At 71.3% G+C, this 6,965-nt stretch carries 7 protein-coding genes; 6 read left to right on the plus strand and 1 reads right to left on the minus strand.

Annotated features, from left to right (window positions below; genetic code table 11):
- The 3 genes from K4G64_RS37525 to hutH all read left to right on the plus strand — a co-directional run.
- On the plus strand, positions 1–268 hold a 268-nt coding region (locus K4G64_RS37525), incomplete at its 5' end, for an enoyl-CoA hydratase/isomerase family protein (RefSeq protein WP_260461517.1).
- A gap of 134 nt (positions 269–402) precedes the next feature.
- Positions 403–1,554, plus strand: a complete 1,152-nt coding sequence (locus tag K4G64_RS37530) for a GGDEF domain-containing protein (RefSeq protein ID WP_221760345.1) — start codon at positions 403–405, stop codon at positions 1,552–1,554.
- Positions 1,555–1,669: 115 nt separating this feature from the next.
- Positions 1,670–3,238 (plus strand): histidine ammonia-lyase, encoded by a 1,569-nt coding sequence (gene hutH, locus K4G64_RS37535; protein WP_221760350.1) that lies wholly within the window; start codon positions 1,670–1,672, stop codon positions 3,236–3,238.
- 46 nt (positions 3,239–3,284) lie between these two features.
- On the opposite strand, the gene K4G64_RS37540 is transcribed toward hutH, so the two are convergent.
- Positions 3,285–3,599: a hypothetical protein gene (locus K4G64_RS37540; protein ID WP_221760346.1), complete on the minus strand. Its 315-nt coding sequence runs from the start codon at positions 3,597–3,599 to the stop codon at positions 3,285–3,287.
- Between the two features lie 109 nt (positions 3,600–3,708).
- On the opposite strand from K4G64_RS37540, the gene K4G64_RS37545 reads away from it, so the two are divergent.
- The 3 genes from K4G64_RS37545 to K4G64_RS37555 all read left to right on the plus strand — a co-directional run.
- Positions 3,709–4,038 carry a hypothetical protein gene (locus tag K4G64_RS37545; protein WP_221760347.1) on the plus strand — a complete coding sequence of 110 codons (330 nt, stop codon included), beginning with the start codon at positions 3,709–3,711 and terminating at the stop codon, positions 4,036–4,038.
- Positions 4,039–4,322: 284 nt separating this feature from the next.
- Positions 4,323–5,573 (plus strand): Ig-like domain-containing protein, encoded by a 1,251-nt coding sequence (locus K4G64_RS37550; RefSeq protein ID WP_221760348.1) that lies wholly within the window; start codon positions 4,323–4,325, stop codon positions 5,571–5,573.
- Between the two features lie 152 nt (positions 5,574–5,725).
- The coding region (locus K4G64_RS37555) for an ABC transporter permease (RefSeq protein WP_221760349.1) at positions 5,726–6,965 on the plus strand (1,240 nt) is incomplete at its 3' end.

A 6,965-nucleotide genomic window follows, 5' to 3' on the forward strand; every position in this document is an offset into this window, starting at 1 on the left:
GGCGGGCGAGTTGGGGCTGGTCGATCAGCTGGTGGAGGAGGGGCGGGACCGCGAGGAGGCGCTGGCCCTGGCGGGCCGGATCGCCGGGAACTCCCCGGTGGGGTTGCGGGCGGCGAAGCGGGCGCTGCGGCTCGGGCAGGGGCTGGATCTGCGGGCCGGGCTGGAGGTCGAGGACGCGGCGTGGCGGACCACGGCGTTCTCGGGGGACCGGGCGGAGGGCGTCGCGGCCTTCAACGAGCGGCGCAAGCCGCAGTGGCCGGGGGAGTAGGGACCCGGGCGGATCCGGTGGCACCAGCGGAGCGGACTCCGGCGATGTCACCGGAGCGGACCCCCGTGACAACAGTCGTCCCCGTTCGCGTCGTAAACAGGTCAGTCTGGCCGGAAACTCCCTAGCCTGGAGTGATGGGTGAGGACAGACGGCTGGCGGCCGTCGTCGCGTTGGCTCAGGGGATGGCGGCCGCGCACGGGTCGCGTGAGGCGTGGCGTGCCGCCGCCGCCGGGGCGTGCCGGGCGCTGGGTGGGAGTTTCGCCGCGCTGTCGGTCTGGGAGCGGGAGCTCGGGCGGCTGAGGGTCCTGGTGAACGTGGGCGAGCTGGCCGAGGGGGAGGAGGAGTTCCCCGAGGACGAGGCCTACCCGGTGCACCAGTTCGCGGAGATCACCGAGTTCCTGCACGAGCAGTGGGCCGGAGGCGGGGAGCCCGACGCGTGGGTGGAGACCGCCGAGGGGCCCGCCGCCGGCCGGGAGCCCGGGTACTGCCATCAGCGGGTCGCCGCCCTGCGCCGCCGGGGGCGCGGCTGCTGCGTCGTCGCGCCCATCGTGCTGCACGGGCGGGCCTGGGGCGAACTGTATGTCGCACGCCCGGCCGGTGAGGCCGTCTTCGGGCGGGGCGACGCCGACTTCGCCACGGTCCTCGCCTCCGTAGTGGCCGCGGGCCTCGCCCAGACCGAGCGGCTGGAGGAGGCCCGACGGCTCGCCTTCACCGACTCCCTCACCGGTCTGGCCAACCGCCGCGCCGTGGACGTGCGCCTGGAGCGGGCGATCGAGCGGCACCGCCGGGACGGCGCCGTCGTGAGCCTCGTCGTCTGCGATCTGAACGGGCTCAAGCGGGTCAACGACACCCATGGGCACGCTGCCGGGGACCGGCTCCTGGAGCGGTTCGGGTCGGTGCTGTCGCTGTGCGGGGCCATGCTGCCGGGGGCGCTGGCCGCGCGGCTCGGCGGGGACGAGTTCTGTCTGCTCGCGGTCGGGCCACCCGCCGACCAGGTCGTGAAGGCAGCGGGCGAACTGTGCCGCAGGGCCGCCGAGTTGGAGCTCGGAGACGGGGTGGCCTGCGGGGTCGCGTCCACCGAGGACCCGATCGGGCCGGTGCGCTCCGCCCGGCGGCTGTTCCGGCTCGCCGACGCCGCCCAGTACCGGGCCAAGGCCGAGCGGGCGGACAGGCCGGTGGTGGCGGGCCGTGCCGGGCCCGACGATCCCGTGCTGCGGCTCGCGGACGAGCCCTCCGAGGAGGAGGGCGGGGAGCGCCGGCGCTTCCGCGGCAGGCACGCGCCCTGACCCCGGTCCGGCGGTGTGACCGGTAACCGCGGCGTGTGACGTATTCGGTAAGGGGTGAACGTGCTCCCCAGTGGTGACATCATCGAATTCACTGCGTACGCTCCTGAATATGGATATGCACACTGTGGTGGTGGGGACGTCCGGGGTGACCGCGTCCGACGTGCTCGCCGTGGCGCGCGGCGGCGCCCGCGTCGAGCTCTCCGAGGAGGCCGTGGCCGCCCTCGCCGCGGCCCGCGAGATCGTGGACGCGCTGGCGGCCAAGCCGGACCCCGTGTACGGCGTGAGCACCGGCTTCGGCGCCCTGGCGACCCGGCACATCAGCCCGGAGCTGCGCGCGCAGCTCCAGCGCAACATCGTCCGCTCGCACGCCGCCGGGATGGGCCCGGCCGTGGAGCGCGAGGTCGTCCGCGCCCTGATGTTCCTGCGACTGAAGACCGTCTGCTCCGGGCACACCGGCGTCCGGCCCGAGGTCGCGCAGACCATGGCCGACCTCCTCAACGCCGGGATCACCCCCGTCGTGCACGAGTACGGCTCCCTCGGCTGCTCCGGCGACCTCGCGCCGCTGTCCCACTGCGCCCTGGCGCTCATGGGCGAGGGTGACGCCGAGGGCCCCGACGGCGTCGTACGCCCGGCCGCCGAACTCCTCGCCGCGCACGGCATCCAGCCGGTCGAACTGCGCGAGAAGGAGGGCCTCGCCCTCCTCAACGGCACCGACGGCATGCTCGGCATGCTGGTGATGGCCCTGGCCGACCTGGAGACGCTCTACCGGTCCGCCGACGTCACCGCTGCCCTCTCCCTGGAGGCCCTGCTCGGCACCGACAAGGTCCTCGCGCCCGAACTGCACGCCATCCGGCCGCACCCCGGCCAGGCCGCCAGCGCCGCCAACATGCTGGCCGTGCTGAAGGGGTCGGGCCTGACCGGGCACCACCAGGACGACGCCCCGCGCGTCCAGGACGCCTACTCGGTGCGCTGCGCACCGCAGGTCGCCGGCGCCGGGCGGGACACCATGACGCACGCCCGGCTGGTCGCCGACCGCGAGTTGGCCGCCGCCGTGGACAACCCGGTCGTACTGCCTGGGGGCACCTCCCAGGCTTTCGGCACTGGGGGAGGGCGCGTGGAGTCCAACGGCAACTTCCACGGGGCGCCCGTCGCCTACGTCCTGGACTTCCTGGCCATCGCCGCCGCCGACCTCGGTTCGATCGCCGAGCGGCGCACCGACCGGCTGCTCGACAAGAACCGCAGCCACGGCCTGCCGCCGTTCCTCGCCGACGACGCGGGTGTGGACTCGGGCCTGATGATCGCTCAGTACACCCAGGCCGCTCTGGTGAGTGAGCTGAAGCGGCTCGCCGTACCGGCGTCCGCCGACTCGATCCCGTCCTCCGCGATGCAGGAGGACCACGTCTCGATGGGCTGGTCGGCGGCGCGCAAGCTGCGCACGGCCGTCGACAATCTCACCCGGGTGATCGCCATCGAGCTCTACGCCGCCACGCGCGCCGTGGAGTTGCGCGAGGGCCTGACCCCGGCGCCGGCGTCGCAGGCGGTCATCGACGCCGCGCGTGAGGCGGGAGTCCAGGGCCCGGGGCCGGACCGGTTCCTCGCGCCCGACCTGGCCGCCGCGGACGCGTTCGTGCGCGACGGGCGGCTGCTGGCCGCGGTCGAGAAGGTCACCGGGCCGCTCCAGTAGCACGGCAGGGGTCCCGTCGTCCGGCGGGGCCCCGCGTCAACGACCGTCAGAAACCGAGCCGTTCCCGGCGCACCGAGTACACGACGAACCCCGCGCCCAGCGTGAGGCAGAAGGTCCCGCCGATCACGTACGGCGTGCTGTCGAAGCTGCCGGTGTCGGCGAGGCGGGTGCCGGTGACGGAGGTGTCCGCGGTCGTCGCCGCGATCCGGGCCTGCTCCGTGACCTGCGGCGACGGGCTCGTCGAGACCGCGTCTCTCACCGGGGAGTGCGACGTCGCGTTGGCGGACGGGACGAACCACAGGGCGCCCAGCAGGGACGCCGCGGCGGTGGCGGTCAGCAACGGGCGGCGAGCGGATGACACGGAATATCGATCCCCTTGTGACGTCGGCGAATTGGCCGTGTGGGGCGATGTTAGTGAAAGTCGCGGGTCACGGGAAAGTCACGGGAGGACCTGGACGTACGCTCGCGCCATGAGCACTCCAGAGACATCACGGTTTGTACGGCTTCGGGTGGAACTCGTTCTCGAGGTCGACGACGCGGACGCGGTCACCAAGTCCGCGCTGCGCCGGATCGCCGACGAGGCGGAGATGCCGGCGGCGGAACGAGCCCATGCCGAGGGCGCTGTGACGGAGGACACCGCGGAGGCCCTCGCGTACCTCGTGGATCCGTTCGACCTGGTCAGCCAGGTGCCGGGGATCGAGCTCCAGCAGGCCTCCTGGAGCAGTGAACGGATCGACTACGACCCCGATTCGCCGGACTGGGACCTCGACGAGGATGATGGCGACGACAGCGACGGCTGAGCTGTCCGGAATTCGTGACCCCGGGCGGCAACCGCCGCCCGGGGTCTTCGCGTCTCAAGCGGCGCACCGACCGCACCCGTAACGACCGGCCCCGTCCGTCACGGACGTGGTGATCCCCACACCTGCGCGACCTGGGGAACCGGACGCACCGGTCGTAGCGTTGAAAGTTCGGGATGAGGACTCTCGAGTCCTGGTGAGGACTCACGGGTCCCGGCGGGGGCACTCAGGTTTTGACGGGGACACTCGGGGTTCTGGGGAATTCGGCAACGATGGAGAAGCGTGTGATGACGGTCAGTAAGCGGCGCAAGGGCCTGACGGTCGCGTCCGCACTGCTCGGCGGAGTGCTGATGCTCTCGGCGTGTTCCGGAGGCGACGACAGCGCCTCCGGGGGCGACGGAGGCGACAGCTCCCAGTCGAAGGTCGACGAGGCCGCGGCGAAGAAGACCTCCGAGGCCCAGATCAAGATCACACCCGAGGACGGCTCGGACAACGCCTCCATCAACAACTCCGCCGCCGTCACCGTGAGCAAGGGCACGCTCACCGACGTGAAGATGACGACGTCGGAGGGCACGGAGGTCAGCGGCCAGATATCCGCCGACAAGACCAGCTGGAAGCCGACCGCCCAGCTGGAGCGGTCCACCACCTACAAGCTGGCGGCCGAGGCGAAGGACTCCGACGGTCGCGTCGCCCACGAGAACGCCTCGTTCACCACGGTCTCCCCGGCCAACAGCTTCATCGGCAACTTCACGCCGGACGACGGCACCACCGTCGGCGTCGGCATGCCGGTCTCGATCAACTTCGACAAGGCGATCACCAACAAGGCCGCGGTCCAGAAGGGCATCAAGGTCAGCACGACCGGCGGCCAGGAAGTCGCCTGCCACTGGTTCAACGCCAACCGCATGGACTGCCGGCCCGAGGACTACTGGAAGGAAGGCTCCACCGTCACGCTGAAGCTCGCGCTCGACGGTGTCGAGGGAGCCAAGGGCGTCTTCGGCGTCCAGCAGAAGACGGTCACCTTCAAGATCGGCCGCAACCAGATCTCGTACGTCGACGCCAAGACCAAGCAGATGAAGATCACGCAGGACGGCAAGACCGTCCGCACGATCCCGATCTCCGCCGGCTCGCCCGAGAACAAGACCTACGAGGGCATCATGGTGATGTCCGAGAAGTTCAAAGAGACGCGCATGAACGGCGCGACCGTGGGCTTCACGGACGACGACGGCAAGGGCGAGTACGACATCAAGGACGTGCCGCACGCCATCCGCCTCTCCAGCTCGGGCACGTTCATCCACGGCAACTACTGGGGCGCGAAGTCCATCTTCGGCAACGTGAACACCAGCCACGGCTGCGTCGGCCTGCAGGACGCCAAGGGTGCCAATGACCCGAACACCCCGGGTGCGTGGTTCTTCAAGAACTCGATGCTCGGTGACGTGGTGGTCGTGGAGAACACCGGCGACAAGACGGTCGCACCGGACAACGGCCTCAACGGCTGGAACATGAGCTGGGCCGACTGGACGGCCGGTTCGGCGGTCTGACGACTCGCCGGCACTCCTGACGAAAGGCCGCCGCCCACCCCCGGACACCCGGGGTGGGCGGCGGCCTTTCGCCGCTTCGGGGTTCGTCTCTTCTCATCCAGCTCTTATGCGCGCCTCAAGTCCTCATCACGGACCGTCCATAGCTTGCCGCCATGTTCCTCACCTACCTGAGGCGCGAGTTGCGCCGCCGCAGAAAGGCGGCCCTCGTCGTCGCCTCCGGACTCGCGCTCGGTATCGCGCTGGTCATCGTCGTCACGTCCGTGTCCGCCGGCATGGGCCGGGCGCAGGACAAGGTCCTCCAGTCGCTGTACGGGCTGGGGACGGACATGACCGTCACCAAGGCCGCGGCCCCGGCCGGGAGCGGCTCCGAACGGCCGCGTTTCCGCTTCGACGCCCAGGACGACGACTCGGGCGGTGAGCAGAGCAGCGACCGTGTCATGGTGCAGGGCTTCCAGACGCTGGCGGCATCGACGGTGGGCAGGGTCGACGCGCAGAGCGGCGTCGCGGACGCGGTGGGCGGGCTGAGCCTCCAGGTCGTCAAGGTCAGCGGGGCGTTCACACGGGGCCGGTTCGAGCAGGGGGAGAGCAGCGGCGGGCAGGGCGGCGGCCGGGGCGGGGTCCAGCCCTCGCCGCAGGGCCGGGTCGAGGGCGGCGGCGCCGACTTCGACGTCAACAGCTACTCCGTCTACGGCGCCGACGTCACCAAGCCGTCCCTCGGCCCGCTGACCTCGTCGAAGATCACCAGTGGCCGTACGTTCAGGACGAGCGAGACGAACGCGAAGGTCGCCGTGGCGGACGCGGCGTACGCCAAGGAGAAGAAGCTCAAGGCCGGCTCCACCGTCACCGTCAAGAGCACCGAGTTCACGGTGGTCGGCATCGCCACGGCCGACAGCGGGGACGCGGCCGCCAACCTCTACATCCCGCTGAAGCAGGCGCAGACACTCGCCGACGCCAAGGACAAGGTCACGACGATCTACGTCAAGGCCACCGACTCGCAGCGCATCGACACCGTCAAGTCGGAGATCGGGAAGAACGTCCCGGGCACGACGGTCACCACCTCCGCCGACCTCGCCGACACCGTCTCCGGCTCCCTGTCCACGGCCTCCTCCCTCGCCGCGAGCGTCGGCACGTGGCTGTCGGTCGTGGTGCTCGTGGCCGCGTTCCTGGTCGCGGGCCTGCTGACGTCCTCGGCGGTCTCCCGCCGGGTGCGCGAGTTCGGCACGCTCAAGGCGCTGGGCTGGACGTCGGGCCGGGTGACCCGGCAGGTCGTCGGCGAGGCGGTGGTCAACGGGCTGGTGGGCGGTGCGCTGGGGATCGCGCTGGGCCTGGCGGGCGCGTACGCCGTGACGGCCGTGAGTCCCACGCTGCAGGCCCAGTTGGGCGGGGGCGGAG

The sequence above is a fragment of the Streptomyces sp. WAC04114 genome, assembly GCF_019733245.1.
GTDB lineage: Bacteria > Actinomycetota > Actinomycetes > Streptomycetales > Streptomycetaceae > Streptomyces > Streptomyces massasporeus_A.